At 66.4% G+C, this 25,247-nt stretch carries 27 protein-coding genes and 1 pseudogene; 6 read left to right on the top strand and 22 right to left on the bottom strand.

Annotation, left to right across the window (positions count from 1 at the left end):
* Positions 1 to 6 precede the first annotated feature (6 nt).
* From hfq to rlmE, 6 genes are all read right to left on the bottom strand, one after another.
* Complete coding sequence (gene hfq, locus FQS62_RS08320; RefSeq protein WP_004152891.1) at positions 7 to 282, bottom strand: RNA chaperone Hfq; 276 nt, start codon at positions 280 to 282, stop codon at positions 7 to 9.
* Positions 283 to 378: 96 nt separating this feature from the next.
* Complete coding sequence (gene miaA / locus FQS62_RS08315) at positions 379 to 1,332, bottom strand: tRNA (adenosine(37)-N6)-dimethylallyltransferase MiaA (RefSeq protein WP_154348829.1); 954 nt, start codon at positions 1,330 to 1,332, stop codon at positions 379 to 381.
* Complete coding sequence (folP, locus tag FQS62_RS08310) at positions 1,332 to 2,228, bottom strand: dihydropteroate synthase (RefSeq protein WP_208043830.1); 897 nt, start codon at positions 2,226 to 2,228, stop codon at positions 1,332 to 1,334. Before folP ends, miaA begins: the two co-directional genes overlap by 1 nt.
* A 638-nt stretch (positions 2,229 to 2,866) precedes the next feature.
* A complete protein-coding gene (locus FQS62_RS08305) occupies positions 2,867 to 3,049 on the bottom strand; it encodes a hypothetical protein (RefSeq protein ID WP_049447756.1) in 183 nt (60 codons plus the stop codon).
* A 102-nt stretch (positions 3,050 to 3,151) separates the two neighbouring features.
* Entirely contained in the window at positions 3,152 to 5,086 is a 1,935-nt protein-coding gene (gene ftsH, locus FQS62_RS08300; protein ID WP_010485966.1) for an ATP-dependent zinc metalloprotease FtsH, read from the bottom strand.
* A gap of 69 nt (positions 5,087 to 5,155) precedes the next feature.
* Positions 5,156 to 5,788, bottom strand: a complete 633-nt coding sequence (gene rlmE, locus FQS62_RS08295; RefSeq protein WP_005409014.1) for a 23S rRNA (uridine(2552)-2'-O)-methyltransferase RlmE — start codon at positions 5,786 to 5,788, stop codon at positions 5,156 to 5,158.
* 65 nt (positions 5,789 to 5,853) lie between these two features.
* Between rlmE and yhbY the strand changes: the two genes are divergently transcribed.
* Entirely contained in the window at positions 5,854 to 6,159 is a 306-nt protein-coding gene (yhbY, locus tag FQS62_RS08290; RefSeq protein ID WP_004152868.1) for a ribosome assembly RNA-binding protein YhbY, read from the top strand.
* Between the two features lie 13 nt (positions 6,160 to 6,172).
* A complete protein-coding gene (locus FQS62_RS08285) occupies positions 6,173 to 6,547 on the top strand; it encodes an Mth938-like domain-containing protein (protein ID WP_208043831.1) in 375 nt (124 codons plus the stop codon).
* Positions 6,548 to 6,869: 322 nt separating this feature from the next.
* On the opposite strand, the gene FQS62_RS08280 is transcribed toward FQS62_RS08285, so the two are convergent.
* From FQS62_RS08280 to surE, 4 genes are read right to left on the bottom strand one after another with little or no spacing between them, the layout of a single operon-like run.
* Complete coding sequence (locus FQS62_RS08280; RefSeq protein WP_088480345.1) at positions 6,870 to 7,655, bottom strand: peptidoglycan DD-metalloendopeptidase family protein; 786 nt, start codon at positions 7,653 to 7,655, stop codon at positions 6,870 to 6,872.
* Positions 7,652 to 8,266 (bottom strand): YqaA family protein, encoded by a 615-nt coding sequence (locus FQS62_RS08275; RefSeq protein WP_005409010.1) that lies wholly within the window; start codon positions 8,264 to 8,266, stop codon positions 7,652 to 7,654. Before FQS62_RS08275 ends, FQS62_RS08280 begins: the two co-directional genes overlap by 4 nt.
* Positions 8,267 to 8,284: 18 nt before the next feature.
* Entirely contained in the window at positions 8,285 to 8,962 is a 678-nt protein-coding gene (locus FQS62_RS08270) for a protein-L-isoaspartate(D-aspartate) O-methyltransferase (RefSeq protein WP_010485977.1), read from the bottom strand.
* The gene (gene surE / locus FQS62_RS08265) at positions 8,959 to 9,738 is read right to left on the bottom strand and encodes a 5'/3'-nucleotidase SurE (RefSeq protein WP_010485979.1); all 780 of its coding nucleotides are present in this window, start codon (positions 9,736 to 9,738) and stop codon (positions 8,959 to 8,961) included. Before surE ends, FQS62_RS08270 begins: the two co-directional genes overlap by 4 nt.
* Before the next feature lie 209 nt (positions 9,739 to 9,947).
* On the opposite strand from surE, the gene FQS62_RS08260 reads away from it, so the two are divergent.
* Positions 9,948 to 10,487 carry a Smr/MutS family protein gene (locus FQS62_RS08260; RefSeq protein ID WP_049447759.1) on the top strand — a complete coding sequence of 180 codons (540 nt, stop codon included), beginning with the start codon at positions 9,948 to 9,950 and terminating at the stop codon, positions 10,485 to 10,487.
* A gap of 123 nt (positions 10,488 to 10,610) precedes the next feature.
* Here FQS62_RS08260 and truD read toward each other — a convergent pair whose 3' ends face one another.
* From truD to FQS62_RS08210, 10 genes and pseudogenes are all read right to left on the bottom strand, one after another.
* The gene (gene truD / locus FQS62_RS08255; protein ID WP_208043323.1) at positions 10,611 to 11,642 is read right to left on the bottom strand and encodes a tRNA pseudouridine(13) synthase TruD; all 1,032 of its coding nucleotides are present in this window, start codon (positions 11,640 to 11,642) and stop codon (positions 10,611 to 10,613) included.
* Positions 11,639 to 12,136, bottom strand: coding sequence for a 2-C-methyl-D-erythritol 2,4-cyclodiphosphate synthase (gene ispF, locus FQS62_RS08250; RefSeq protein WP_208043322.1), 498 nt, complete (start codon positions 12,134 to 12,136; stop codon positions 11,639 to 11,641). Before ispF ends, truD begins: the two co-directional genes overlap by 4 nt.
* A gap of 34 nt (positions 12,137 to 12,170) precedes the next feature.
* Entirely contained in the window at positions 12,171 to 12,869 is a 699-nt protein-coding gene (ispD, locus tag FQS62_RS08245; protein ID WP_049447761.1) for a 2-C-methyl-D-erythritol 4-phosphate cytidylyltransferase, read from the bottom strand.
* The gene (gene ftsB, locus FQS62_RS08240) at positions 12,866 to 13,219 is read right to left on the bottom strand and encodes a cell division protein FtsB (protein ID WP_049447762.1); all 354 of its coding nucleotides are present in this window, start codon (positions 13,217 to 13,219) and stop codon (positions 12,866 to 12,868) included. Before ftsB ends, ispD begins: the two co-directional genes overlap by 4 nt.
* Before the next feature lie 4 nt (positions 13,220 to 13,223).
* On the bottom strand, positions 13,224 to 14,516 hold the full coding sequence (gene eno, locus FQS62_RS08235) for a phosphopyruvate hydratase (RefSeq protein WP_208043321.1): 1,293 nt from the start codon (positions 14,514 to 14,516) through the stop codon (positions 13,224 to 13,226).
* A gap of 96 nt (positions 14,517 to 14,612) precedes the next feature.
* Positions 14,613 to 14,942: a hypothetical protein gene (locus FQS62_RS08230; protein ID WP_049447765.1), complete on the bottom strand. Its 330-nt coding sequence runs from the start codon at positions 14,940 to 14,942 to the stop codon at positions 14,613 to 14,615.
* The gene (locus FQS62_RS08225; protein ID WP_049447766.1) at positions 14,942 to 15,289 is read right to left on the bottom strand and encodes a hypothetical protein; all 348 of its coding nucleotides are present in this window, start codon (positions 15,287 to 15,289) and stop codon (positions 14,942 to 14,944) included. Before FQS62_RS08225 ends, FQS62_RS08230 begins: the two co-directional genes overlap by 1 nt.
* A pseudogene (gene kdsA / locus FQS62_RS08220) lies at positions 15,286 to 16,115 on the bottom strand (3-deoxy-8-phosphooctulonate synthase). Before kdsA ends, FQS62_RS08225 begins: the two are co-directional and overlap by 4 nt.
* Before the next feature lie 89 nt (positions 16,116 to 16,204).
* Complete coding sequence (locus FQS62_RS08215; protein WP_032130113.1) at positions 16,205 to 17,869, bottom strand: CTP synthase; 1,665 nt, start codon at positions 17,867 to 17,869, stop codon at positions 16,205 to 16,207.
* A 400-nt stretch (positions 17,870 to 18,269) separates the two neighbouring features.
* Positions 18,270 to 18,503, bottom strand: a complete 234-nt coding sequence (locus FQS62_RS08210) for a hypothetical protein (RefSeq protein WP_014036734.1) — start codon at positions 18,501 to 18,503, stop codon at positions 18,270 to 18,272.
* A 172-nt stretch (positions 18,504 to 18,675) separates the two neighbouring features.
* Between FQS62_RS08210 and parE the strand changes: the two genes are divergently transcribed.
* From parE to FQS62_RS08195, 3 genes are all read left to right on the top strand, one after another.
* Complete coding sequence (gene parE / locus FQS62_RS08205; protein ID WP_049447768.1) at positions 18,676 to 20,565, top strand: DNA topoisomerase IV subunit B; 1,890 nt, start codon at positions 18,676 to 18,678, stop codon at positions 20,563 to 20,565.
* A 177-nt stretch (positions 20,566 to 20,742) separates the two neighbouring features.
* Positions 20,743 to 21,318 (top strand): GNAT family N-acetyltransferase, encoded by a 576-nt coding sequence (locus FQS62_RS08200; protein ID WP_049447770.1) that lies wholly within the window; start codon positions 20,743 to 20,745, stop codon positions 21,316 to 21,318.
* Positions 21,319 to 21,428: 110 nt separating this feature from the next.
* Positions 21,429 to 22,925, top strand: a complete 1,497-nt coding sequence (locus FQS62_RS08195; RefSeq protein ID WP_208043964.1) for a S10 family peptidase — start codon at positions 21,429 to 21,431, stop codon at positions 22,923 to 22,925.
* Between the two features lie 364 nt (positions 22,926 to 23,289).
* Here FQS62_RS08195 and FQS62_RS08190 read toward each other — a convergent pair whose 3' ends face one another.
* Together FQS62_RS08190 and FQS62_RS08185 are read right to left on the bottom strand one after the other, a co-directional pair.
* The gene (locus tag FQS62_RS08190) at positions 23,290 to 24,411 is read right to left on the bottom strand and encodes an inorganic phosphate transporter (protein WP_057499497.1); all 1,122 of its coding nucleotides are present in this window, start codon (positions 24,409 to 24,411) and stop codon (positions 23,290 to 23,292) included.
* Positions 24,412 to 24,424: 13 nt separating this feature from the next.
* A complete protein-coding gene (locus FQS62_RS08185; protein ID WP_004152833.1) occupies positions 24,425 to 25,051 on the bottom strand; it encodes a DUF47 domain-containing protein in 627 nt (208 codons plus the stop codon).
* Positions 25,052 to 25,247 lie beyond the last annotated feature (196 nt).

The following is a 25,247-nucleotide window of genomic DNA, read 5'->3' as shown; positions in this document are numbered from 1 at the left end:
CCGGTATTACTCGTCTGCTTCATCACCTGCCTGACCACCTTCACCCGACTGCACGTAACCACCGCCCGGACCGACCTTCACGTTGCGTGCCGGAACGACCGTGGAAATGGCGTGCTTGTAGACCATCTGACTGACCGTATTGCGCAGCAGGACGACGAACTGGTCGAACGACTCGATCGTGCCCTGCAGCTTGATGCCGTTGACCAGGTACACCGAAACCGGCACGCGCTCGCGCCGCAGTGCGTTCAAGAAAGGATCCTGCAGCGATTGCCCCTTGGACATTGCACACTCCTGATTATTGTTCTTATTGGGTTGCCGACGGTTGCCACGGCCCCCGAGCCGCCCGCCGAACGATGATGTTACACGGCTGGCGGGGGTTCAGCGTGCGACGAAGGTCGACACCGCGCCGGCAAGGCGCTCGTGGTCGATATGGGGGTCGAACCAGCGCGCATCAAGTTCGCCGCGCAGCCAGGTCAGCTGGCGCTTGGCCAGCTGCCGGGTGGCGAAGATCGCCTTGTCCCGGAAGCGGGCGGCATCGCCCTCCCCGCCCAGATACTCCCAGGCCTGGCGATAGCCGACCGCGCGCACTGCCGGCAGGTCCAGCGGCGCCTCCACGGCGGCCATTTCCGGCATCGCGCGCAATGCCCGCACCTCATCCAGAAAGCCCTGTGCCAGCATGGCGTCGAAGCGCGCCTCGATACGCTGGTGAAGCACCGCGCGGTCACGCGGCGCCAGGATCAGCTTGAGCGTGCGTACCGGCAACGGCGCCACGCCTGGCCGACGCTGCCATTCAGTGATGGGGGTACCGGTCAGGCGATAGACCTCCAGCGCCCGCTGGATGCGCTGGGGGTCGGTGGCATGGATGCGTGCGGCGGCGGCCGGGTCGACCTTGGCCAGCTCAGCGTGCAGCGCTGCCCAGCCGCGTTCGGCCGCCTCGGCGCTGAGCGCTTCGCGCGTCGCCGGATCGGCCTCCGGCATCGGCGACAGACCCTGCAGCAGCGCCCGGAAATAAAGACCCGTGCCGCCGGCCAGGATCGGCATCTTGCCGCGCGCCACGATGTCAGCAACGACCCGGCCGGCATCGGCGGCGAATTCGGCTGCCGAGTAGGTCTGCCACGGATCGCGCAGGTCCAGCAGATGGTGCGGCGCCTGCGCACGCTCGGCCGCATCCGGTTTGGCCGAGCCGATATCCAGGTGGCGGTATACCAGCGCCGAATCGACGCTGACGATTTCGCCATCCAGCTGCTGTGCCAGAGCGATCGCGGTGGCGGTCTTGCCACTGGCGGTCGGCCCCATCACGGCGATCGCCAGTGGCCGCCGGTCGATGCCCATCAGTCTTCGTCCGGCCAGCGGATCGTCGGCGTGGCATCGGCACGCGGCGTCGGCACGGCCTCGACCGCCTGCCAGATCTTCAGCGAATCGACGGTGGCGGCTACGTCATGCACGCGCACGATGCGTGCGCCGCGCTGCACCGCGATCAGGTGCGCGGCCACCGACGCGGCCACGCGCTCGGACGGTGTGTCGCGACCGGTCAGTTCGCCCAGGCTGCGCTTGCGCGACAGGCCAGCCAGCATCGGCACGCCCAGCTCCAGGAAGCGCTCGGAGCGTGCCAGCAGGGTCATGTTGTGGGCAGTGGTTTTGCCGAAACCGAAACCGAGATCGATCAGCAGGTTCTTCTTCGCAATGCCCGCCATCTCGGCAGCGAACAGGCGCTGGACCAGGAAGCCGTGCACCTCGGCGACCACGTCGTCGTAATGTGGATCGGCCTGCATGTGGCCTGGCTCGCCCTGCATGTGCATCAGCACCACCGGCATGCCGGTTGCAGCGGCGGCGTCCAGTGCCCCTTCCTGACGCAGGCCGTAGATGTCATTGATCATGCCGGCGCCAGCCGCCACGGCCGCGCGCATCACTTCCGGCTTGAAGGTGTCGATGCTGATCGGCACCTGGGTACGGGCCGCCAGCTGCTCGATCACCGGAATCACCCGGCGCAGCTCCTCCTCCACCGATACCGGCGCAGCGCCCGGGCGGGTCGATTCGCCGCCGATATCCAGCAGATCGGCGCCTTCCTCGACCAGCTTGAGGCCATGAGCGACCGCGGCCTCGGTGGTGTCGTGCGCGCCACCATCGGAGAACGAGTCCGGAGTGACGTTGACGATGCCCATGACCCGGGCACGGTCGAGGCGCAGGATGCGACCGGCGCAATCGAGCTGGGGCGAGGTATCGAACATCGGTAATCCTGTTGGGACAACGGCGGGTAGTTTAGTTCGGCAGGGCGGCGCCCTGCACCCGCAAAGGCTAGAGCAACAGCAACAGCAACAGCGGGTTTCCTGTGGGATGGCGGGGTGGGTCCGGTTGCGGGGGCCGCTGCAAGTACGTCCGTGTAAGCTCGGTCGCCGCATCCATGCGGCTCACGCCCCCGCAACCGGACCCACCCCGCCTTCGACAGATTTCCGCGATCTGTAGGGCCTTGTTTTCTGTAGAGCCGAGCCATGCTCGGCTCAGATCTCCCGGATATCGAGATGTTCGATTTAGATGGAGATTCATCCATGCATGGCGTGGATCTACGTGTCGACCAAGGTCGACACCTACCAACAGCACCAGGAAACTGTCAAAGGTGGGACGGTGTCGGAGGGCGGGGTGTCAGCCGCATGGGCCCGAGGCATGCCTCGGGCGGGTTGGGCTGGATGCCCAACCCCGGTCTTGCCGTGTGCGCAGGACAGCGCACACGAGCAAGCGGCTGCCAAGCTTACAGGGACGTACTTGCAGCGTCCCCGCACTCCGACACCGCCCCGCCAAATCATGGAATACCGCTGTTGCTGTTGCTCTGGCTCGTAGCAGGTGCAGGGCGCAGCCCTGCCGACACCACTCAACGGCGGCGCTTGCGGTCCACGTACAGGGTCTTGGCAATGCTCAGCACGATGCCGACACCGATACCCACCACGCAGCCCAGCAGCAGGTTGTCGGCCCCCAGGCCCACACCCACGCCGACCACGGTGGCGATGACCATTTCGGCAGTGTGGGAAATCGGTTCGGGCTTCGGGGCGGACATGCGGGCTCCAGCGTCAGTTCGGTTCTTCGGGATGGGCCAGTGGCCCGGAAACGACGAAGCCGGGTCGCCCCGGCCTCGTCTGGTGTCACGTGCAGCGGGCCGTCAGTGCGATTCGGCCGGGCCCGCGATCGGCGGCAGCGGACGGGCGTCGCCGCCCTTGTCGTTGCCACCATCCTTGTTCGACTTGTTCCAGCCGGCCGGCGGCGGCGGATCGCGGCCTTCCATGATGGCGTCGATCTGCGGCGCGTCGATGGTTTCGTACTGCAGCAGCAGCTGGGACATCGCGTGCAGCTTGTCCAGGTTGGCGGTCATCAGCTCGGTGGTGCGTGCGTATGCCTCGTCGAGGATGTTGCGCACTTCCTCGTCGATGCGGCGCGCAGTGTCGTTGGACACGCTCTTGTGCTGGGTGACCGAACGGCCCAGGAACACCTCGTCGTCCTCTTCGCCATACGCGATCGGGCCGAGCTGGTCGGACAGGCCCCACTTGGTGACCATGTTGCGGGCCATCTTGGTAGCGCGTTCGATGTCGTTGGAGGCACCGGTGGTGACCTTGTCGGCACCGAAGATCAGCTCCTCGGCCACGCGGCCACCGTACAGCGAGCACAGCTGCGACTTGATCGCCACGCGGTTCATCGAGTACTTGTCGCCTTCCGGCAGGTACATGGTCACACCCAGCGCACGACCGCGCGGAATGATGGTGACCTTGTAGACCGGGTCATGCTCGGGCACCAGACGGCCGACGATGGCGTGACCGGCTTCGTGGTAGGCGGTGAGGGTCTTCTCTTCTTCGCTCATGGCCATCGAGCGGCGCTCGGCACCCATCAGGATCTTGTCGCGGGCACGGTCGAAGTGATCCATGCGGACTTCCTTCTCGTTGCCACGCGCAGCGAACAGGGCGGCCTCGTTGCAGAGGTTGGCCAGGTCGGCACCGGAGAAGCCCGGAGTACCACGCGCGATCACCATCGGCTCGACGTCGTCGGCCAGCGGCAGCTTGCGCATGTGGACCTTCAGGATGTGCTCGCGGCCCTTCACGTCCGGCAGGCCGACCACGACCTGGCGGTCGAAGCGGCCCGGGCGCAGCAGTGCCGGGTCCAGCACGTCAGGACGGTTGGTCGCGGCGATCACGATCACGCCTTCGCCGCCTTCAAAACCGTCCATCTCGACCAGCAGCTGGTTCAGGGTCTGCTCGCGCTCGTCGTGACCGCCGCCCAGGCCGGCACCACGGTGGCGACCGACGGCGTCGATTTCGTCGATGAAGATGATGCACGGCGCGTGCTTCTTGGCCTGCTCGAACATGTCGCGTACGCGGCTGGCGCCGACGCCGACGAACATTTCCACGAAGTCCGAACCGGAGATCGAGAAGAACGGCACCTTGGCCTCGCCGGCGATGGCCTTGGCCAGCAGCGTCTTGCCGGTACCCGGCGGGCCCACCATCAGCACGCCGCGCGGGATCTTGCCGCCCAGCTTGGTGAACTTGGACGGGTCGCGCAGGAAGTCGACCAGTTCGCCCACTTCTTCCTTGGCCTCGTCGCAGCCGGCGACGTCGGCGAAGGTGACCTTGATCTGGTCTTCGCCCTGCAGCTTGGCGCGCGACTTGCCGAAGGACATCGCGCCCTTGGCACCGCCGCCACCGCCCTGCATCTGGCGCATGATGAACAACCAGAAACCGATGATCAGGATGACCGGCAGGAAATTCATCAGGATCGCGCCGAGGGAAATGCCGCTGGACGGCTCCTCCTGCACGATCTCCACGTTCTTCGTACGCAGCACGTTGATCAGGTCACGATCGAACGGCGCGGTGATGGTGGACGACTGCCCACCGCGGGTGGTGTAGGTCAGCTGGCTGGTGCCGCCGCGCATGTCGCCGCCAAAGGCGACCTTCTGCACGTTGCCGCTGTCCACCTGGTCCAGGAACTGCGAGTACGACGCGCCCTGCGCGCCGGCCCCGGAGGACTTCGGCGAGAAGCTCTGGAAGACCACCATCAGCACGACGGCGACGACCACCCATAGCAGGAGGTTCTTGGTCAAGTCGTTCATCCTCATTGGCTCCGGTGTTCCTCTCAGTGCTGGCGTTGCGTTGGGGTCGAACTTGCGTACGTTGCGAGCTTACTTCATGTGGGCGCGTTTTCCCTGACCCAAGGCATACACCTCGGGAGAGCGCTTGCGCGACGCTTCCGGCTTGCGGATGGAGACCTTGTCGTACCGGCGGCGCATGTCACGCACGTAGTCGTCAAAGCCTTCGCCCTGGAACAGCTTGATCAGGAACGCCCCACCGGTCTTCAGGTGGTTGTCGGCAAAATCCAGGGCCAGCTCCGCCAGGTGCATCATCCGCGGCTGGTCGACCGCGCCTACACCACTCTTATTGGGGGCCATGTCCGACAGCACAAGGTCTACCGGCTGATCCCCGAGCATGGCTTCAAACTGTGATAGGACGGCTTCTTCCCTGAAGTCACCATGAAGGAACTCCACGCCGGCCAGCGGCGGCATGTCCAGGATGTCCAGGGCCAGCACGCGGCCGGTGTCGCCGATCTGTCTCCGAACCTGCTGAGACCAGCCGCCCGGGGCGGCGCCGAGGTCCACGACCACCATGTGCGGCTTCAGCAACCGGTCACGTTCCAGCAGCTCTTCGAGCTTGTAGGCGGCGCGCGAGCGCATGCCTTCGGCCTGGGCCTTCTTCACGAAGGGGTCGGAGAAGTGTTCCTTGAGCCAGCGCTGGCTGCTTTTGCTGCGGGTAGCCATTGAAAATAGGGGCTGATGGGGTCCTCATGATACCCTGATCGCCCCATTCAACCGTGTTTTCCTGCATGTCCATCGCCCTGACCGCCTCCCAGACCCGTTTCCTGCGCGGCCAAGCCCACGACCTGAAGGCCCTGCTGCAGACCGGCGGCAAGGGCGTGACCCCGGCCTTCATCGCTGAGCTGAACGAAGTGCTGGAGCGCCACGAGCTGGTCAAGGTGAAGGTCGCTGCCGAAGACCGCGACGCCCGTGACGTGATGATCGGCGAGATCGTCGAAGCCACCGAAAGCGCGCTGGTGCAGCGCATCGGCCATGTCGCCGTGCTGTACCGCCCGAGCAAGGAACAGCGCCAGATCGTGCTGCCGCGCGGCTGATCGCCCTACCGCCATGCAGCTGAACCACGAACCGCCAGATTACGCCTACAGCCTGCGTGCCGCCGATGGCCGCTCGGCCAAGGTGAATGACCAGGCGCTGGGCAGCAGCTTCTTCCTGACCCCGGACCAGCTGGTCACGCAATGGCCGGTGGTGAGCGCCACTGCGCTGCAGCTGGCTGACCTGGAGCCGATCCTGGCGCTGAACCCGGCGCTGATCGTGCTCGGCACGGGTGACCGTCAGGTGTTCCCGCCGGCGGCGGTGATGGCCGCCTGCCTGTCACGCGGCATCGGCCTGGAAGTGATGAACAATCCGGCCGCCGCGCGCACCTTCAACATCCTGGCGGGCGAAGGCCGCAAGGTTGCCGCCGCCTTCATTCTGGAAGGTTGAGGCGCCGCCGCCGGGCATGGTCCGGCGCTCCTCTGGATCACACACCGCCTGTAGCGCCCGAGCTCATGCTCGGGCGTCGTCGTTTATCGGCGAAGAGCAGCCGAGCATGGGCTCGGCTGTACAGGTGAAGCACGCCGGGCCTGGCCCGGCGCTACCTACTCGATCACACGCGATCAGCGCGCCGGCAGGTACTGCTGCGGGTCGACCGGCTTGCCGTTGTAGCGGGTGAGCCGGCGGTGTTTGCGGCCCATGGGCCGCACCGTCGGCGAACGCCCGGCGCGCTGCGCCGGGCCGGGGATCCGCCCGGATTACGAATCGACGATCAGCGTGCCGGCAGGTACTGCTGCGGGTCGACCGGCTTGCCGTTGTAGCGGATCTCGAAGTGCACCATGTCGCGGTTCGCACCGGTACGGCCCATTTCGGCGATCTGCTCGCCAGCCTTCACGCTCTGCCCTTCATTCACCAGGCGCTTGCGGTTGTGGCCATAGGCCGACAACCACTGGTCGCTGTGCTTGATGATGATCAGCTCTCCGTAGCCGACCAGACCGGCACCGGAATACACCACCACGCCATTGGCGGTGGCCTTGACCGCCTGGCCGCTGGTGCCGGCGATGTCCACGCCCTGCTTGGTCGCGTCACCGGCCACGTAGCGACCAACGATGGCGCCGTCAGCCGGCCACCGCCAGGCGATGTTGCTCTTCACCGGTCCCACCGGCGCCGGGGCCGGTGTGGTGCTGCCGCCACTGCTGGCACCGGAACGCGGCGGGGTCACCACCGTGGTCGGCGCGCGGCCGGCGCCGGCACCGGCCGGATACAGCCGGATCACCTGCCCCGGATGGATGGTCGAGGGGTTGTCCAGGCTGTTCCAGGCAATCAGGTCGGCCGGGGTGATGTCATGGATGCGGGCCAGCGCATAGATGGTGTCGCCCTTGCGCACCACCACGGTCTGCCCGGGCTTGGGCACCGAGGTCTTCGGCGTGGTCACACCACCCGCGGTGCTGCCACCACCAGGACGAACCACAGTCGCGGTACCGCAGGCGGCCAGGGTGGAAACCAGCAACGCCAGCGCGCCGATGCGCACTCCTTTGCTCAGACGATCAGGACTCATGCGAACTTCGACCTCCATACAAGCCAGGCGATCAGCACCACCACCAACGCGGTGGCGATCCAGCCCAGCGGTTCAATCCAGCGACGCAGTGCCGCTTCAGCACGCGCACCACCGATACGGATGACCGCAGCCAGCACGAATACGCGCTTGCCGCGACCGATCAGCATGCTCAGCAGGTACTGCGGCATCGGTACGCCGACGATACCCGATGCCCACGTGAAGACCTTCATCGGGATGGGCATGAATCCGCCCAGCACCAGGAAGGTGAACACCGCCCACGGCGACTCGGCCATCTTCGCCTGCACGGTGGTGATGCCCTGCTCGATGGCCGGCAGCATGCCCAGTGCTTCGAACAACGGCTTGATCGCTTCGAAGGCGTAATGACCCAGTGCATAGCCAATCAGCGCGCCGACCATCGAGCCGGCCAGGCTGAGGGTGGCGAACCACCAGCCGCGCTTGGGCTGGGCCACGCACATCGGTGCCAGCATCACCTCCGGCATCACCGGGAAGATGATCGCCTCGAAGAAGCTCAACACCGTCAGGTAGGTCGGCGCGCGTTCGTGCGCCGCCCACTTCATCGCCCGCTCGTACAGCGGCCCGAAAATCTTCATGCAACCCTGCTCCGTGGATTAGTCGAGCATGCCAGACAGCAGCGGCACGAACGTGACCGGCGCCAACACGTGTTGTTCGATGCTGCCGTCGGCCTTGCGGTCCAGCTGTACCAGCGACTGCGCCCCTGGGCCACCGACCGGCGCCACCAGGCGGCCGCCCTCGGCGAGCTGCTCGATCAGGGCGTCGACCAGTGCCGGCGCCGCCGCAGTGACCACGATGGCATCGAACGGTCCGTGCTCGGCCCAGCCGACGCGGCCGTCGTCATGCTTGGTGCGGATGTTCATGCCCAGCGCACGGAAGCGCTTGCGCGCCTGGCGCAGCAGGTCACCGATGCGCTCCACGGTGTAGACCTCCAGGCCCAGCGCACCGAGGATGGCGGCCTGGTAACCGGATCCGGTGCCGACTTCCAGCACCCGCTTCGGCGCGACCTGGAGCACCGCCTCGGTCATCCGCGCGACCACCCAGGGTTGCGAGATGGTCTGGCCGTGGCCGATCGGCAGCGCGGTGTCTTCATACGCACGCGAGGCCAGTGCCTCGTCGATGAACAGATGGCGCGGCACCACCCGGATCGCGTTCAAGGTCGGCTCGTCGACAATCCCGGCTTCGCGAAGGCGGTCGACCAGGCGGTCACGCACGCGCTGCGAGGTCATGCCGATACCGACGGCTTCCGGTTGCAGGCGCAGGCGTGGGCTCATGCTGGCTGGTCCAGCGCGGCACTGAGGCCGCCGACCCAGCTGGCCACCTTCTCCAGTGCCTGGTAACGGGTCAGGTCGACCTGGATCGGGGTGATCGAGATGTGGCCGGTGCGCACCGCATGGAAATCGGTGCCGGGGCCGGAGTCCTGCTCACGACCGGCCGGGCCGATCCAGTACACCTCGTTGCCGCGCGGATCCTTCTGCGCGATGCAGCCTTCGGCGCGATGGCGGTTGCCCAGGCGGGTGACCTCGAAGCCCTTGACTTCGCTCCACGGCAGGTCAGGCACGTTGACGTTGAGGATGGTGTCAGCCGGCAACGGATCGGCCTTGAGCCGGGCGACGATCTCCACCGCGGCGCGCGCGGCGGTCTCGAAGTGCTTCGGATCATGGTTGCGGGTAACCAGCGAGACCGCCACCGCCGGCAGGCCGAGGAAGCGACCTTCCATCGCCGCCGAGACGGTGCCGGAATAGATCACGTCATCGCCGAGGTTGGCGGCATTGTTGATGCCGGACACGACAATATCGGGTTCGAACTCGAGCAGCCCGGTCAGCGCCAGGTGCACGCAGTCGGTCGGGGTGCCGGCCACCGAGACGGTGTAATGGTCGATGCGCTTGAGGCGGATCGGCAGGTCGAGGGTCAGCGAATTGCTGGCGCCGGAACGATCGCGGTCGGGCGCGACCACCGTGACTTCGTGACCGGCCTCACGCAACACCGAAGCAAGCATCCGGATGCCTGCGGCGTCGACGCCATCGTCGTTACTGACCAGGATTCGCATCTTCGATTTAACCGCTTGATTTTCCAAGAATTCGATTCCATCACCGTGCAGTGTGGGCGGGACCGTCGTACTTCCCTGCGGAAGCCGTCGACCCTGCAAGGGCATCGTCTATTGTGCCGCATGCGAGCCGCCGGTCCTACCCTGCCGGCGGTCACGGCCGACATCGAACCGTCATAGGCAGACCTGCGCCGGCGGTTTACCCTGTGCGCATGTCGCACCCTGAAGACGAAGACCCGGCCGCATTGTTCCGTGCGGCCATCGGCGAAGTGACGCCGCTGCGCAAGGATGCCGAGCCGGCACCGGCTGCGCCCCGGCCGAAGCCGCGCGCGCGCATGGCCGAACGTGACGAGGCCGAAGCCGCCGGCGAGTTCGCACGGCTGCTGCGCGACAGCACGCCACTGGAAGCCGGCGACGTGGCCAGCTATCGCCGCGACAACCTCCCACCTCGCATGTTCCAGCGGCTGAAGCGTGGCCAGTACTCGGTGCAGGACGAACTGGACCTGCACGGCGCCACCGCGTCGCAGGCGGAGACACTGCTGCGCCAGTTCCTGCTGGAAGCGCATGCACACGACTATGGCTGCGTGCGCATCATCCACGGCAAGGGATTGCAGTCCGATGGCGGTGCGCCGGTACTGAAGAACCTGGTCGACCGCCTGCTGCGGCTGCGCAATGATGTGCTGGCGTTCCACTCGGCGCCAACCGGGCAAGGCGGCACCGGTGCGATGCTGGTGCTGCTTGCACGGCGTTGAAAAAAGGGGACGCCGTGCATCCAGGTAGAGTCGACTGTCAGTCGACTGCTCTTCCAGCGGCAAGCGAATACCCCGCGCTGCGCGCGCAATTCGACTGACAGTCGACGCTACCGCGCGCCCTGCTCAGGCCTGCGAGGCGTCTTCGACCGGGCCGAGCTCGTGCAGCACGGCGGTGGCGTAGCAACCCGGTGGCAGCGCGAACGACAGCTCCAGCACGTCATCGGCCAACCATTGGTGCTGCAGCAGCGCCGGGCGCAGGCGCAGCGCGCGGCGCTCCTGCTTCAGCCGCGCGTCTTCCAGGCCGGCCCGCAGTGCCTTCGACTCTTCGTCGTCCAGCGCGGCCAGCTCCAGCTCGCGTGCCGCATCGGTGCTGCGCAGCTCGCCTTCGCCCCACAGCGGCGCGCTGGGATGGATGTCGAAACGCGCCAGGCGCTCGGCCAGGACATCGGTGTACGGCTCGGGTCCGAACACGCTGCGGCTGCCATCGAGCATCCACACTTCACCTTCAAGCGGCTGGTCCCAGTTGCCCTGCTCCACACGCGCGGCCAGCACCCGATTGAACAGCGCCGAACGAGCAGCTGACAGCAGCAGCGAACGCTGGTCCTTGCGCATGCGGCGGCCACCGAACATCGCCAGTGCCGCCGGCACATTGCCGCCGTCGCGGCCAAAGCGCTGCTCGCCGAACCAGTTCGGCAAGCCGCGCTCGGCAATCTGCTGCAGGCGTTCGCTGATTGCTGCGGCATCGCCCTGCACTTCGCGCAGCACCAGCTTGAAGCGGTTGCCGGCCAGTGCGCCACGCTGCAGCTTGCGGTTGTGCCAGGTGGCTTCGAGCACTTCGATCTCGTCACCGGCCAGCTCGGCCAGGTCCGGCGCGACGCGCTTGGGCAGGTGCACGCTGAAACGCTGGGTAGTGACCGCGTGGCGGTCTTTCATGCCGGCGTAGCTCACTGCCATTTCCGGCAGGTCCGCCCACTTGGCCAGCACCTTGGCCACATGCACGGTGTTGGCGCCGCGCTTGCGGATGTGCAGCAGCAGGTGCTCGCCTTCACCGGTGGCCTCGAAGGCCGGCAGCTCGTCAACCTGGAAATCGTCCGGCGTGGTGCGGATGCGCGCCGTCAACAACGGCGCACCAAACGCCAACGGCAGCGGAATCATGCCGCCACCAGCAGCACAACGGCCTGTGCAGCGATGCCTTCGCCACGGCCGGTGAAGCCCAGCTTCTCCGAGGTGGTGGCCTTGACGCTGACCGCATCCAGCGGCAGCTGCAGCAACCCACCGATGCGCTCCCGCATCGCCAGCGCATGCGGGCCGACCTTCGGACGCTCGCAGATCACGGTGATGTCGGTGTTGCCGACGCGCCAGCCGCGCTCGCGCAGCAGGCTGTCGCAGTGGCGCACGAAATCGCTGCTGTCGGCGCCCTTCCAGCGGTCGTCACTCGGCGGGAAGTGCTGGCCGATGTCACCCAGCGCCAGCGCGCCGAGCATCGCATCGCAGAGGGCGTGCAGGATCACGTCGCCATCGCTGTGCGCGAGCACGCCGCAGCTGTGCGGCACGTTCACGCCGCCGAGCATGATGTGATCGCCTTCACCGAAGGCATGGACGTCGTAGCCCTGGCCGATGCGGACGGGCGGGAACGGTGCGGTTCTCATGGATGCAACCCTTGCAGCAGGGCCGCGCGGACGGTCAGTCGGCGCGGCGGGAAAGTACGAATTCGAACCGGTCCAGATCGGCCGGGGTGGTGACCTTGAAGTTGTCCTCGCTGCCTTCCACCAGCAGCGGGCGCTGGCCCTGGCGCTCCATGGCCATGGCCTCGTCGGTGACTTCAACACCGGCGGCCGCGGCGTCGGACAGCGCGCGGCTGAGCTGGTGGCGGCGGAACAGCTGTGGGGTCAGTGCACGCCACAGGCGCTCGCGCGGCTCGGTGCCATCGATGCCACCGTCATCGCCAGCGCGCTTGAGTGTGTCACGCACCGGTGCGGCCAGGATCGCCCCGACCGGGTCGGTACGACCGACTTCAAGCAGGCGGCCGAGATCGGCCAGCGACAGGTTCGGCCGCGCCGCATCGTGGACCAGCACGAACTCATCGGCGCGCACCGAGTCCGGCAGCGCCTGCAGACCAGCCAGCACCGAAGCGGCACGGGTCGCGCCACCGATGCAGGTCAGCACCGGCTTGCCCGCCCACTCGTTCCAGCCTGGCCAGTCGGCGTCGTCCTGGCCGATCACCACCATCGCACCGGCCACGGCCGGGTGCGCCAGCAGTGCATCCAGGGTATGGGCGAGCAGGATCTGCCCACCTGCCTGCAGGTACTGCTTGGGCAGCGGCGCACCGAAGCGGGCACCACGGCCGGCGGCCGGAACCACCACCCAGATCGCCGCGCTCATGGCACGTCTGCCGGGTGTTCGCCGGCCTGGGCACTGACGCCAGCGGCAGGCTGCACCGGTTGGACCGGCGCATCCTCGACCACGCGGTAGAACTTCTCGCCGGGCTTGATCATGCCCAGCTCGCTGCGTGCGCGTTCCTCGATGGCGGACTGGCCTTCCTTGAGGTCCTTCACTTCGGCAGCCAGCGCATCGTTGCGCTGCTGCAGACCCTCATTGTCCCGCTCCTGGTTGGCGACCTGGGCTTCGAGCATCATCACTTCGCCCGAATTGCCCGGACCGAACCAGAAGCGGTACTGCAGCCAGCCCAGCAGCAGGGCCAGCACCAGCAGCATCCAGCGCCAGTCGCGCATCGGCTCAGCGCTTCAGCGAAACGAACGCGTCACGACCGGCGTAACGCGCGCCGGCGCCGAGGGCTTCCTCGATGCGCAGCAGCTGGTTGTACTTGGCCACGCGATCGCTGCGGCACAGCGAGCCGGTCTTGATCTGGGTGGCGGTGGTGGCCACTGCGATGTCGGCGATGGTGGTGTCTTCGGTTTCGCCCGAACGGTGCGAGACCACGGCGGCGTAGCCAGCGCGGTCGGCCATGGCGATCGCTTCGAGGGTTTCGCTGAGGGTGCCGATCTGGTTGACCTTGATCAGGATCGCGTTGGCGGTGCCCGAGTCGATGCCTTCCTGGAAGATCTTCGGGTTGGTCACGAACAGGTCGTCACCGACCAGCTGCACCTTCTTGCCGATGCGGTCGGTCAGCAGCTTCCAGCCAGCCCAGTCGTTCTCGGCCAGGCCGTCTTCAATCGTGATGATCGGGTACTGCGCGGCCCAGTCGGCGAGGAAGTCGACGAACTGCTCGGAGGTCAGGCGCTTGTTCTCGCCGACCAGGTTGTACTTGCCGTTCTCGAAGAATTCGCTGGAGGCCACGTCCAGGCCCAGCAGCACGTCTTCACCGGCGGTGTAGCCGGCCTTGCCGATCGCCTCGAGGATGGTGTCCAGCGCTTCAACGTTGCTGCGGAAGTCCGGCGCGAAGCCACCTTCGTCGCCCACCGCCGTGCTCAGGCCGTGGCCCTTCAGCACCGACTTCAGCGAATGGAAGATTTCGGTACCGGCACGCAGCGCTTCAGAGAACGAGGTGAAGCCGACCGGCAGCACCATGAACTCCTGGAAGTCCACGTTGTTGTCGGCATGCGCACCGCCGTTGATGATGTTCATCATCGGCACCGGCAGCGACGGGGTAACGCCGGTCTTGGCGGCCAGGTACTGCCACAGCGCCTGCTTGTTCGATGCGGCGGCGGCGTGCGCAGCGGCCATCGAAACACCCAGCAGTGCGTTGGCGCCCAGGCGGCCCTTGTTCTCGGTGCCATCAAGATCGATCAGGCGACGGTCGAGGCCGGCCTGGTCGGTGGCTTCAAAACCCTTCAGCGTGGCGGCAATCGTGGTGTTGACGTTATCGACGGCCTTGCGCACGCCCTTGCCCAGATAACGGGTCTTGTCGCCATCACGCAGCTCGACCGCTTCCTTGGTGCCGGTCGAGGCGCCGGAGGGAACCGCGGCACGACCGAACGAACCGTCCTCCAGGATGACTTCGGCTTCCAGCGTGGGGTTGCCACGGCTGTCGAGGATTTCACGGGCGTGGATGCTGCGGATCGTACTCATGGTCGGGCCGGTTACCTGTCTGGAGAGGGGGCGACAAAACGAATGCCGCGTGATTATCCCCGGCTGCCCGCCACTTGCCAAATGGCGTGGGCAACCTCAGCCCCAGCTGGACCCGATCACGATCAGGGCCAGCGACACCAGCATCACCAGCAACACACCGGCCAACGCCGCCGCGACGGGACCACGGCTGCGTCGCCAGGCCAGCACCATTGCCATCAGGCTGCCGACGAAAGACAGACCCAGCGTAACCAGTGCGGCCAGAATCCAGTACTGCATGGCCTGTATGCCATGGTTGCCGTCACCCGGCGAGCCGAAGCTTGCAGCAAAGGCCAGCACACCCATCAGCACCGATGCCCAGGCAAGCACGGACAGCCCCAGCGCGACCAGACCCCACGGCCAGCCACGCGCTGATGAGGTCGTATTCATCAAAGAAATCCGTAGAACAGGGCGCCCAGCCACAGCGAGAGCAGGATGATCGCCAGGCCCGCGGCCACCTTGCCGCGATTCAGCCGCCAGGCCAGCACTGCGGCAGCGACGCATCCCACGGCACCGAGCAGCTCTGCCACCAGCAGCGCAATGAAGTACGCCTGCAGATCGAGTGCGCTGCTGCCATCACCGGGTGGCCGCACGGACGCGGCGCCGATCAGCACCAGGCCGAACATGCCCACGGTGAACAGCACGGCCAGGCCCAGCGCGATCGGGCCCCACGGCCACTGACTCCAGTGGCGGCGGTGGCGCTGGGTTTCCAGCGCCAGCCACGGGTCTCGACTCACGCGAAGCGCGAGAAGCCGTGCTTCTTGGTCACCGCATCGAGTTCCATCAGGGTCTCGAGCAGCGCTTCCATCTGGTCCAGCGGCCACGCGTTGGGTCCATCGGACAGGGCCTTGGACGGATCCGGATGGGTCTCGGCGAACAGGCCGGAGATGCCCACCGCCACCGCGGCACGGGCCAGCACCGGCACGTGCTCGCGCTGGCACCGGAACTGGTGCCCTGCCCGCCCGGCAGCTGCACCGAATGGGTGGCGTCGAACACCACCGGGCAACCGGTATCGCGCATCACCGCCAGCGAACGCATGTCGCTGACCAGGTTGTTGTAGCCGAAGCTGGCACCACGCTCGCAGACCATGATCTGCTCGTTGCCGGTGGCCTTGGCCTTCTCCACGACCGGCTTCATGTCCCACGGCGCCAGGAACTGGCCCTTCTTGATGTTGACCGGCTTGCCGGCCGAGCACACCTTGCGGATGAAGTCGGTCTGGCGGACCAGGAATGCCGGGGTCTGCAGCACATCCACCACCGAGGCCACTTCGTCCATCGGGGTGTATTCGTGGACGTCGGTCAGCACCGGCACGCCGATCTGCTTCTTGACCTCGGCCAGGACCTTCAGGCCCTCCTCCATGCCAGGGCCACGGAACGCGGTGCCCGAGGTGCGGTTGGCCTTGTCGAAGCTGGACTTGAAGATGAAGTTGACGCCGAGCTTGTCGGTGACTTCCTTCAGCTTGCCGGCGGTATCGAGCTGCAGCTGCATCGACTCGATCACGCAGGGGCCGGCGATCAGGAACAGGGGCTGGTCCAGCCCGACCTCGAATCCACACAGTTTCATGGCGTTTCCTTGTTGTCCGCGGCACCGGCCGGGCCGGTGCGCAGGGGGTTGAAGCGTGCAAGATGGGGGCCGACGGCCCCCATCACAAGTCAGGCGCGGGCTTCCTGCAGCAGCTTGCCGCCGGCCTTGCGCTCGCGTGCGGCGCGGATGAAACCGATGAACAGCGGATGGCCGTCACGCGGCGTGGACAGGAATTCCGGATGCGCCTGGCAGGCCAGGAACCACGGGTGCGCATCGCGCGGCAGTTCCACCACTTCCACCAGGGTGTCGTCCATCGACTTGCCGGCGATCACCAGGCCCGCATCTTCCAGCTGGGTGCGGTAGCGGTTGTTGAACTCGTAACGGTGGCGGTGGCGCTCGGCGACCACATCCTTGCCGTACAGCTCGCGGGCCAGCGTGCCCGGCTTCAGGCGCTGCTCCTGCAGGCCCAGGCGCATGGTGCCACCCAGGTCGCTCTTGTCGTCACGCTTCTCGACATCGCCGGTGGCGGTGCGCCATTCGGTGATCAGGCCGATCACCGGGTTCGGCGACTGGCGATCATTCTCGGTGCTGTTGGCGCCTTCCAGGCCGACCACGTTGCGCGCGTAGTCGACGACGGCCGCCTGCATGCCGTAGCAGATGCCGAAGTACGGCACGTGCTGCTCGCGGGCGAACTTCGAAGTCAGCACCTTGCCTTCGAAACCACGGTCACCGAAGCCACCCGGCACCAGGATGCCGTCGACATCGGCCAGCGCGGCCATGTCGGTGCCTTCCAGGTCCTGTGCTTCCAGCCACTTCAGGTTGACCTTGGTGCGCTGGCGCAGGCCGCCATGCTTGAGCGCTTCGCCAACCGACTTGTAGGCGTCCTGGTGATCGACGTACTTGCCGACCACGGCGATGGTCACTTCGTCCAGCGGATGCAGGGTCGCGTCGACCGCGTCCTCCCACATCGACAGATCGACCGGACCGACCTTGTCAGCCAGCTTCAGCTGGTTGACCACGATCTCGTCCAGGCCCTGCGCGTGCAGGCCCGACGGGATGCGGTACAGCACGTCGACGTCCGGCACGCTGATCACCGCGCGCTCGGAAACGTTGGTGAACTGGGCGATCTTGCGGCGCTCCGAATCCGGCACGGCCTGTTCCGAACGGCACAGCAGCACGTCCGGCTGGATGCCGATCGAGCGCAGTTCCTTCACCGAATGCTGGGTCGGCTTGGTCTTCAGCTCACCAGCGGCGCCGATGTACGGCACCAGGGTGAGGTGCATGAACAGCGCCTTCTCCGGGCCACGCTCGGTGCGCACCTGGCGGATCGCTTCCAGGAACGGCAGCGACTCGATGTCGCCGACGGTGCCGCCGATCTCGACCAGCGCCACGTCGTAGCCTTCGGTGGCTTCGTCGATGCAGCGACGGATCTCGTCGGTGATGTGCGGAATGACCTGCACGGTCGCGCCCAGGTAGTCGCCGCGACGCTCCTTGCGGATCACGTTCTCGTAGATGCGGCCGGTGGTGACCGAGTTCTTGCGGCTCAGGCGGGTGCGCACGAAGCGCTCGTAGTGGCCCAGGTCGAGGTCGGTCTCGGCGCCGTCGTCGGTGACGTAGACCTCACCGTGCTGGAACGGGCTCATGGTGCCCGGGTCGACGTTGATGTACGGGTCGAGCTTCATCATCGTGACCTTCAGGCCACGGGCTTCAAGAATGGCGGCCAGCGACGCGGCGGCAATGCCTTTGCCGAGCGAGGACACCACGCCGCCGGTTACGAAAATCAAGGGAGTCATGGCTGCAAGCATCCTGTCTGGAAATGGAAAACGGCAGCACCACGCGCGCCCGTAGGGCGGGCATGGTGCTCAGAGGGGGTTTTCCGGTTCGCTGGGACAGCGAGGGAGGTGCGGATCCGTGCGGCGACAGGCGCCGTACAAGGACCCCCGTGCGAGGTCGGGGCGACCGTGCCGGTCAAATCGACCGTCACCTGCGACCCGCCATGCTGGAAGCCACGCTTGGCCGCTCCAGCCCATTCGCAAAGGGTGGACACGCACTTACTCCCGGAAAGCCATAGTTTACAGATTGATGGCCGCCAACCCAAGGGGCAGACGCCACGTTCCTAAAAAGAAACGCCCCGCAAAGCGGGGCGTTCCGGAGCGCAACCCTTGTCGCAAGGGCGCCTGGCAGGTCGCGAGATCAGCGCTTCTTGCGCGCTTCTTCCTCTTCTTCCTTCTGCGGGGCCGGCTGGCCCTGCGCCTTCATTTCGGCATTGGCCTGGGCACGGCGCTTGGCCTTGGCGTCCGCCTCGGCCTGCGCCTTGTCGGCCTGGTCGCCCTGCTGCGGGGCCGGCTGGCCGGCGTTCTGCGCCACCACCAGCGGCACTGCAACAGCGGCAGCGGCCAGGATCGCAATGGTCAGCAACTTCTTCATGAGGTCCTCCTCGCGGTATGGCTTGGATGTTTCGACCCAACGGGGGTCGCCGGCGTTCAGATTCCAGCGGCTGCCATTTTACCCCCTCTGCGTCGCCGAGACTGAACCGCAGGCGTGCAAAATCCCGTGCCAGACCCCACACTTGCCCGTCGCTCCAAGCTTTCGAAGACAGATGAACGCCCGTTATAACGCCGCCGATATTGAAGTCCTGTCCGGCCTTGACCCGGTCAAGCGCCGTCCCGGCATGTATACCGACACCGCGCGCCCGAACCACCTGGCGCAGGAAGTGATCGACAACTCGGTGGACGAGGCCCTCGCCGGCCACGCCCGCTCGATCGAGATCACCCTGTACAAGGACGGCAGCGTGGAGGTCAGCGATGACGGCCGCGGCATGCCGGTGGACATCCATCCGGAAGAGAAGATCCCGGGTGTCGAGCTGATCCTGACCCGCCTGCATGCCGGCGGCAAGTTCAGCAACAACAACTACACCTTCTCCGGCGGCCTGCACGGCGTCGGCGTCAGCGTGGTCAACGCGCTGTCGACCCTGGTGGAGGTGCACATCAAGCGCGAAGGCGCCGAACACCGCATCACCTTCCGCAATGGCGACCGCGCCACGCCGCTGGAAGTGGTCGGCAGCGTCGGCAAGAAGAACACCGGCACCCGCGTGCGCTTCTGGCCCGACCCGAAGTACTTCGACACGCCCAAGTTCGCGGTGCGCGCGCTCAAGCACCTGCTGCGCGCCAAGGCTGTGCTGTGCCCGGGCCTGACCGTGAAGCTGACGGATGAAGCCACCGGTGAAGTCGATACCTGGTACTACGAAGACGGTCTGCGCGATTACCTGAAGCTGGAACTGGGCGATCGCGAGATGCTGCCGGCCGAGCTGTTCGTCGGCAACCTGAAGAAGGACACCGAAATTGTTGACTGGGCCGTGGCCTGGCTGCCGGAAGGCGAGCTGGTGCAGGAAAGCTACGTCAACCTGATCCCCACTGCCCAGCACGGCACCCACGTCAACGGCCTGCGTACCGGCCTGACCGAGGCGCTGCGCGAGTTCTGCGACTTCCGCAACCTGCTGCCGCGCGGCGTCAAGCTGGCGCCGGAAGACGTGTGGGACCGGGTGTCGTTCGTGCTGTCGCTGAAGATGACCGATCCGCAGTTCAGCGGCCAGACCAAGGAGCGCCTGTCCTCGCGCCAGGCCGCCGGCTTCGTTGAAGGCGCCGCCCATGATGCCTTCAGCCTGCTGCTGAACCAGAACGTGGACCTGGGCGAGAAAATCGCGCAGATCGCCATCGAACGCGCCAGCGCGCGCCTGAAGACCGAAAAGCTGGTCGTCCGCAAGAAGGTCACCCAGGGCCCGGCCCTGCCTGGCAAGCTGGCCGACTGCATCAGCCAGGACCTGTCGCGTACCGAGCTGTTCCTGGTGGAAGGTGACTCGGCAGGTGGCAGCGCCAAGCAGGCGCGCGACAAGGATTTCCAGGCCATCATGCCGTTGCGCGGCAAGATCCTGAACACCTGGGAAGTCTCGTCCAACAGCGTGCTGGCCTCGGAGGAAGTGCACAACCTGGCCATCGCCATCGGTTGCGATCCCGGCAAGGACGACATCAGCGGCCTGCGCTACGGCAAGGTCATCATCCTGGCCGACGCGGACTCCGACGGCCTGCACATCGCCACCCTGCTCACCGCTCTGTTCCTCAAGCACTTCCCGGCGCTGGTCGATGCCGGCCACGTGTTCGTGGCGATGCCGCCGCTGTTCCGCATCGACGTGGGCAAGCAGGTGTTCTACGCCCTGGACGAGGAAGAAAAGCGCTCGATGCTGGACAAGATCGAACGCGAGAAGATCAAGGGCGCCATCAACGTGACCCGCTTCAAGGGCCTGGGCGAGATGAACCCGCCGCAGCTGCGCGAGTCGACCATCCACCCCGACACCCGCCGCCTGGTGCAGCTGACCGTGGACGATCGCGAGCAGACGAGCTCGCTGATGGACATGCTGCTGGCCAAGAAGCGTGCGTCCGACCGCAAGGGCTGGCTGGAGTCGAAGGGCGACCTGGCTTCGCTGGAAGTCTGATCCAGCCCCATCACCCGGTAGTGCCGGCCACTGGCCGGCACCCTCGGCATCCGCGTGATCCAGGCAGATCTGCCGGCCAGCGGCCGGCACTACCGGTCCATGCGCCGCGGGGCATTACACCCCCATCGGCAAACCCGGCGGCGCCATAATGCGCGTCCATCCGTGTGGACCATCGTATTGGCCAGCCACTCGCTACTGTTCCCGGGCCTGCCACTGCACAGCGCGCGCCTGGTCCTGAGCCCGATCCGCCGCGACGATGCGGCCGCCCTGTTCGCGATCCAGTCCGATCCGGACGTGATGCGGTTCTGGAACCACCCGGCGTGGACACGACCGGCCGAGTCGCGCGCGCAGATCGACGATGACCTGGCTGCACAGGCCACTGGCACCCAACTCAAGCTGGCCGTGCGCGAAACGCTGGACGGTCCGTTGCTGGGCATCTGCGTGGTGTTCGCGCTGGACCGCGATGCCGCACGTGCCGAGATCGGCTACCTGCTGGCCCCCGACAGGCAGGGCCGGGGCTACATGCACGAAGCGCTGCAGCACCTGCTGGACTACCTGTTCCAGACCCTGCACCTGCATCGCGTGGAAGCCGAGGTCGACCCGCGCAACCAGCCCTCGGCACGCGTGCTTGAACGGCTGGGCTTCCACCTGGAGGGCGTGCTGCGGCAGCGCTGGCGCATCCAGGGTGAACTGTCCGATTCGGCGGTATACGGTCTGCTGGCGGACGACGTGCGCACACCCCTGCCCGCTTGACCCAATCTGGCCAGTGGCGGCCTCGACCGGCGGGCATGCCTTTGGACACATACGGCATGCCCGCCACCGGCCTAGCATCGGAACCCCCCTTCCGCTGCCGATCCGGTGCCATGAAGTCCCTGCTGCACACTGCCGCGCTCTGCGTCGGCCTGCTCATCGCCCCTGCCAGCGTGCTGGCCGCGCCCGACGCCGACACCAAGGCCGATCCGAAAGACGACAAGACCGAAGCGCCTGCGCTGCCCACCGATGCATCGGCCCGCCAGAGCATGCGCCTGGCCGGCCGCACCCTGGACTACACCGCCACCGTCGGCACCCTGCCGGTACGCGATGCCAATGGCAAGGTGATCGCCGATGTGGTGTTCACCGCCTATACGATGCCGGGCAAGGACCGGCCGGTGACCTTTGCGCTCAATGGCGGTCCCGGGGCGTCGTCGGTCTATCTCAACATGGGCGCGATCGGGCCCAAGGTGGTCACCTTTGGTTCGGAGGGTGACAGCGCATCGGCGCCGGCCACCCTGCACGACAACCCGGGCACCTGGCTGGACTTCACCGACCTGGTGTTCATCGATCCGGTCGGCACCGGCTTCAGCCGCGCACGCATCAGCGATGACGAGGCGAAGAAGCAGTTGTACAACCCCAGTGCCGACATCGAGTACCTGTCGCGCTCGATCTACGACTGGCTGCTGCGCAACCAGCGCATGGGCGCACGCAAGTACCTGACCGGCGAAAGCTACGGCGGCTACCGTGGCCCGCGCATCACCCACTTCCTGCAGACGCGGCTGGGCGTGGCGATGAACGGCCTGGTGCTGGTCTCGCCGTACCTGAGCCCGACCCTGGAAGACAACGCCGATGTCTCGCCGATGGCATGGATGCAGACACTGCCGTCGATCGCCGCCGCGCACCTGGAGCGCCAGGGCAAGCTGACCGATGCAGCAATGCGTGAGGTGGTGGAGTACACCCGTGGCGACTACGCCACTGCGCTGATGAAGGGTCGCAGCGATCCGCAGGCGACCGAGGCGATGCTGCGCCGGGTGACCGCGCTGACCGGGCTTGACCCGCAGTTCGTGCGCCGTGCCGGTGGCCGTCTTGAAACCCAGGCCTACCTGCGCGAAGTATTCCGCGACAAGGGCACGCTGGGCAGCCGCTACGACTCCAATGTGACCGCGTTCGATCCGTTCCCGAATGATCCGGAGCAGCGCGCCAATGACCCGCTGCTGGACAGCATCATTGCGCCGACCACCACGGCGATGGTCGACTTCGTGACGCGCGTGGTCGGCTGGAAAGTGGATGCGCGCTACCAGGCGCTGAACTACGACGTGAACCGGCTGTGGGACCGCAACGGCGAACTGCGCCAGGGTGCGGTGACCCAGCTGCGCCAGGCAGTGGCGATCGACCCACATCTGCAGGTACTGATCGTGCACGGTTGGAATGATCTGTCATGCCCGTTCATGGGCTCGATCCTGACGGTGGACCAGATGCCGGCGATGGGCAGCAACCCGGACCGGGTGCAGGTGCGCAGCTATCCGGGCGGGCACATGTTCTACAGCCGGGCGGACAGCCAGGCGGCGTTCCGGAAGGATGTGCAGGCGCTGTTCCAACGTAATTGAGGGGTTCGGCCGGGCCTGCGGCGCGGCACCCGCTGACTGCCACGGCCACTGCAACTGCAAAAGCTGGCATTCCGTGGGTTGGCGGAGCGGGTCCGGTTGCGGGGGACGCCGTAAACCCGTCCATGGGGGCTTGGTCGCGGCATCCATGCCGCTCACACCCCCGCAACCGGACCCACCCCGCCTTCGACAGTTTCCCGTTGCTGCTGGTGGGTGCCGACCGTTGGTCGGCACGGGATCGGATCCCTGTTTCTGCTCTGGTAGGTGTCGACCTTGGTCGACACGATGTGTGCGGAAAAATTCTTTGCCCATGAAAAAAGCCCGCCGGTACCGGCGGGCTTTTTCGTTTGCAACCTTGGCGTGGCGATCAGGTCCAGCCGAACAGCTCGAACAGCTTCAGGATCAGGTATGCGCAGCCGCCGGCTGCCGGGATGGTCAGGATCCAGGCCCAGACGATGCGTTCGATCACGCCGAACTTCAGCGAACGCGGGTTCTTGGCGAAGCCGACGCCCATGATCGCGGTGGAGATGCTGTGCGTGGTCGAGACCGGCATGCCGAAGTGCGCGGCCAGGGTCAGGATGGTGGCCGAGCTGGTCTCCGCGGCGAAGCCGTGGATCGGGTGCAGCTTGACCATCTTGTGGCCCAGGGTCTTGATGATCTTCCAGCCGCCCGAAGCAGTACCGGCCGCCATCACCACCGCACAGGTCAGCACGATCCACATCGCGATGCCGTCACCGGCGTGCGCGTCCGGGTGCATGAAGGCCAGCCAGGACGGCAGGTCGTTCAATGCGCCGGTGGCTTCGGCACCGATCAGGGTCATGGCGATGATGCCCATGGTTTTCTGCGCATCGTTGTGGCCGTGGGCGAAGCCCATGTAGGCCGCCGAGGCGATCTGCGCCTTGCCGAAGAAGGCATTGACGATGCGCGGGCGGGCCAGGCGGCCGATGGCACCACCGATCTTGGCCAGGCCGGCGATCAGCGCCCACAGCAGCACCATCACTACGATGCCGAGCAGGAAGCCGGCGATCGGCGAGGTGATCATCGGCACGAACACCTTCCACAGCAGGCCCTTGTTCTGCGCCCAGCTGCCCAGGCGCTCGGACCAGATCAGGGCGTCCCAGTTGTTGTGGGCCGCGGCCAGGCCGGCGCCGCAGAGACCACCGATCAGGGCGTGCGAGGACGAGGACGGCAGGCCCTTCCACCAGGTGATCAGGTTCCAGATGATGCCGCCCAGCAGGGCGCACAGGATCACCTGCGGGGTGACGTCGACCACGTTGGTGTTGAGCAGGCCCGACGCGATGGTGAGCGCTACCGCGGTACCGGTCAGTGCACCGAGGAGATTCATGAAGGCGGCCAGCATCACCGCCCAACCGGGCGAGAGCACCTTGGTCGCCACCACGGTGGCAATGGAGTTGGCGGTGTCGTGGAAGCCGTTGATGAACTCGAAGACGAGTGCGGCCAGGATCACCACCAGGACAAGGGTCAACATGCGGCGGCGTCCGTCAGCTGTTCTTCAACACGATCTGGTACGCCACCACGCCGGCCTCGCGGCAACGGTCGATGGCCTTTTCCAGGATCTCGAAGAATTCCTTCAGCAGGAACATCTGCAGATTGTCCAGGCGGCCCGAATAGATGTCGCGGTACAGCTCGAGCATCAGGCGGTCGGCCTCGTTCTCCAGCGAGCGCAGCTTCTCGTTGAGCGCGGTCATCCGGTCCAGGTTCATGTGGCGCAGGTCGGCCACCATCTCCACCACCACGCCGGCGGCCTGTTCCAGCATCGCCGCGCGCGGCGCGAAGTCGATGTGCTCCAGGTGGGTCGTGGCCAGCGAATAGCGATCGGCGAACTTCTCGATCTGCTTGGGAATCTTGTACAGCGCCGAGCCCAGCGCTTCGATGTCTTCGCGCTCGATCGGGGTCATGAAGCTGTCCACCAGCGCCTGGCTGATCTTGTCCGAGGCCGCGCGTTCGCGCAGGCGGGCCAGCTTGAAGGCGTCCAGCGCGGGCTGGCGATCGGCCTCGCGCAGCATGGAATGCAGCGCCTTGGCGGCGTCGGAAGCCGCGACGGCAGCCTCATCGAGCAGGGTGTAGAACTGTTTGCCGGAACCGAAAATGGTCTGCAGAGAGAACATTGAGAAACCTGTCAGCCGTCGCGGGAAGGACGGCACCAGGCGGAATTATGACGGCTAGATGACCATCACGGGTATCCCCGACCTCTTTTGGGGCTCTGGAACCCCCAACCTGAACAGGCGGTTGCCACCCTGCCATGCCCCTTTGCTAAGATGCCAGCGCGCCTTCGGGCGCACCTTATGGACGACGACCCTTATC

The sequence above is a fragment of the Stenotrophomonas sp. SBJS02 genome (assembly GCF_020428325.2).
Taxonomy (GTDB): Bacteria; Pseudomonadota; Gammaproteobacteria; order Xanthomonadales; family Xanthomonadaceae; genus Stenotrophomonas; species Stenotrophomonas africana.
Note: the sequence above shows the minus strand (reverse complement) of the source record. Positions and strands in the feature narration are given on the sequence as shown.

Bases quoted from the DNA above. Each gene is read 5' to 3' on its own strand.
- parE (WP_049447768.1), top strand. From the start codon at position 18,676: ATGAACGCCCGTTATAACGCCGCCGATATTGAAGTCCTGTCCGGCCTT.
- miaA (WP_154348829.1), bottom strand. From the start codon at position 1,332: ATGGGCATCGACCGGCGGCCACTGGCGATCGCCGTGATGGGGCCGACC.
- eno (WP_208043321.1), bottom strand. From the start codon at position 14,516: ATGAGTACGATCCGCAGCATCCACGCCCGTGAAATCCTCGACAGCCGT.
- ispD (WP_049447761.1), bottom strand. From the start codon at position 12,869: ATGAGCGCGGCGATCTGGGTGGTGGTTCCGGCCGCCGGCCGTGGTGCC.
- FQS62_RS08230 (WP_049447765.1), bottom strand. From the start codon at position 14,942: ATGAATACGACCTCATCAGCGCGTGGCTGGCCGTGGGGTCTGGTCGCG.
- FQS62_RS08285 (WP_208043831.1), top strand. From the start codon at position 6,173: ATGCAGCTGAACCACGAACCGCCAGATTACGCCTACAGCCTGCGTGCC.
- FQS62_RS08190 (WP_057499497.1), bottom strand. From the start codon at position 24,411: ATGTTGACCCTTGTCCTGGTGGTGATCCTGGCCGCACTCGTCTTCGAG.
- truD (WP_208043323.1), bottom strand. From the start codon at position 11,642: ATGATTCCGCTGCCGTTGGCGTTTGGTGCGCCGTTGTTGACGGCGCGC.
- ispF (WP_208043322.1), bottom strand. From the start codon at position 12,136: ATGAGAACCGCACCGTTCCCGCCCGTCCGCATCGGCCAGGGCTACGAC.
- surE (WP_010485979.1), bottom strand. From the start codon at position 9,738: ATGCGAATCCTGGTCAGTAACGACGATGGCGTCGACGCCGCAGGCATC.
- hfq (WP_004152891.1), bottom strand. From the start codon at position 282: ATGTCCAAGGGGCAATCGCTGCAGGATCCTTTCTTGAACGCACTGCGG.
- FQS62_RS08275 (WP_005409010.1), bottom strand. From the start codon at position 8,266: ATGAAGATTTTCGGGCCGCTGTACGAGCGGGCGATGAAGTGGGCGGCG.
- FQS62_RS08305 (WP_049447756.1), bottom strand. From the start codon at position 3,049: ATGTCCGCCCCGAAGCCCGAACCGATTTCCCACACTGCCGAAATGGTC.
- yhbY (WP_004152868.1), top strand. From the start codon at position 5,854: ATGTCCATCGCCCTGACCGCCTCCCAGACCCGTTTCCTGCGCGGCCAA.
- FQS62_RS08270 (WP_010485977.1), bottom strand. From the start codon at position 8,962: ATGAGCCCACGCCTGCGCCTGCAACCGGAAGCCGTCGGTATCGGCATG.
- folP (WP_208043830.1), bottom strand. From the start codon at position 2,228: ATGTTCGATACCTCGCCCCAGCTCGATTGCGCCGGTCGCATCCTGCGC.
- FQS62_RS08260 (WP_049447759.1), top strand. From the start codon at position 9,948: ATGTCGCACCCTGAAGACGAAGACCCGGCCGCATTGTTCCGTGCGGCC.
- FQS62_RS08195 (WP_208043964.1), top strand. From the start codon at position 21,429: ATGAAGTCCCTGCTGCACACTGCCGCGCTCTGCGTCGGCCTGCTCATC.
- FQS62_RS08280 (WP_088480345.1), bottom strand. From the start codon at position 7,655: ATGAGTCCTGATCGTCTGAGCAAAGGAGTGCGCATCGGCGCGCTGGCG.
- rlmE (WP_005409014.1), bottom strand. From the start codon at position 5,788: ATGGCTACCCGCAGCAAAAGCAGCCAGCGCTGGCTCAAGGAACACTTC.
- FQS62_RS08210 (WP_014036734.1), bottom strand. From the start codon at position 18,503: ATGAAGAAGTTGCTGACCATTGCGATCCTGGCCGCTGCCGCTGTTGCA.
- ftsH (WP_010485966.1), bottom strand. From the start codon at position 5,086: ATGAACGACTTGACCAAGAACCTCCTGCTATGGGTGGTCGTCGCCGTC.
- FQS62_RS08185 (WP_004152833.1), bottom strand. From the start codon at position 25,051: ATGTTCTCTCTGCAGACCATTTTCGGTTCCGGCAAACAGTTCTACACC.
- FQS62_RS08215 (WP_032130113.1), bottom strand. From the start codon at position 17,869: ATGACTCCCTTGATTTTCGTAACCGGCGGCGTGGTGTCCTCGCTCGGC.
- ftsB (WP_049447762.1), bottom strand. From the start codon at position 13,219: ATGCGCGACTGGCGCTGGATGCTGCTGGTGCTGGCCCTGCTGCTGGGC.